At 57.4% G+C, this 1,410-nt stretch carries 1 protein-coding gene; it reads left to right on the forward strand.

Features of this window, described 5'->3' with window-relative positions; translation table 11 throughout:
* Positions 1-253: 253 nt before the first annotated feature.
* Positions 254-1,285: a hypothetical protein gene (locus PV760_RS21405; RefSeq protein WP_354628656.1), complete on the forward strand. Its 1,032-nt coding sequence runs from the start codon at positions 254-256 to the stop codon at positions 1,283-1,285.
* The last annotated feature ends 125 nt before the right edge of the window (positions 1,286-1,410 follow it).

Consider the following 1,410-nt stretch of genomic DNA (forward strand, 5'->3'; position numbering starts at 1 on the left):
CGGCCTTACGTAAATCGAGTACCTCGCCACGACAACACCCATCCGCTAAGTGTTGCAATCACCGCAAGAACCCAAGGCCCCTTCACCGGGCATTAATTCGGGCGGGGTATACGGGAATCCGGCCTTGGCGGAAACACGCAGATTTGGAGAGAGCCGATGGGCAGCGCCGGCACGTCCGGTGGACGACCGGCTTACGGACGCCCCCTGCGTAGCCAAGCGTAAAGAGGATGGAGTGCACGGGTAGTCTGAAGCGATGTCCTATGACTTGGCAGTTTTTGGTTCCGAGGCACTCCTAAGCGGAGATGTAGCTACGCGTATCACGAACATCCGCGGCCTGACCGCTGACTTGGACCCCGACATGACGGCTTCTTGCTGGAGTTTCCGCGTCTTTAGAGGTCCCAAGCGAATTTACAGCTTCACGGTCGAAGGACCGTATGAAGATAGCGGCGAAGACACTCCGGAAACGTATGCCGAGATGGTCGTGTTTGGCATCAAGTATCGATACGACATTCTCATCGAAGGGGACGGAGATGCGTCGGGCGTCCCTTCTGCTCAGGCCTTCGCCAAGAAATTGGCCAAATCAGTCAGCGGGTTCGCTATGGATCTGCAGACTGACGAAGTATGGCCGAAGCCGAGGAAGCCTGCGCCCTCCACTGATTGGTATGACTCGCCCGATTGGAGCGATGAGGCAAAGGCGGAGTTCGAGGAAAAGCTCCGCAGCGTCCCTGGCACGGGTTCCGGATACCTGCACAGCAAAGCGATCCGACTCCAAATGGCCGGCGAGCTGAAGGGTGCCAGCGAACTTTGGTTACGGGTGCTGGATGACACGGACGAGTTCGTGGCCATGTCGTCCCATAACGCTGCGCTGGAAGGCTTGGGTGATATTTACGCCAAAGAGAACCCCGAGTTGTCCGCGCACTACTACCGTCGATTGCTGGCAAAAGACAGTCTCCAAATGACAACGGGCATGCAGGCAGTCAAACTTGCCCAAGTCCTCATAACCCGAGGCGAGACCTCCGACCTCGAAGAGGCAGCAGCGCTGCTCGAACGCTGGGCCGAGGGGCCAGATGACCCCTTTGCCGTCAACAACTTCAGATGGAACATGGCTGTTATCCATTTGGCCCAAGCCATCGGCGACCAGGACGCTGCACGCAAGGCTGCACGTCGTGGCTTGGACCTCCTTGGAGTGGGCCCTCAGTTCCCGGCTCAGTTGTGCAGTCAGAAGTGCAGGGGTGTGCACGTGAACGACGAAACGGTGGACTGGCTGCAGCAAATAGCTGAATAGATCCCGTGCCAACGGTGGCATAAATTCGTGGCGGACACGCCCGTTAAAGGATCGGCGGATTCAGGCGGTCATTGCAACAGGAGTCCTTCGATCATTTCGATCGGTTTTCTGAACTCTAGTCTTTT

Origin of the sequence: Paenarthrobacter sp. CC6 (assembly GCF_040560085.1) — a bacterium.
In the GTDB taxonomy this organism is placed as follows: Bacteria; Actinomycetota; Actinomycetes; order Actinomycetales; family Micrococcaceae; genus Arthrobacter; species Arthrobacter nicotinovorans.

What these genes read in the sequence shown, in the direction of transcription:
- PV760_RS21405 (WP_354628656.1), top strand. Translation starts at nt 254, where the DNA reads ATGTCCTATGACTTGGCAGTTTTTGGTTCCGAGGCACTCCTAAGCGGA.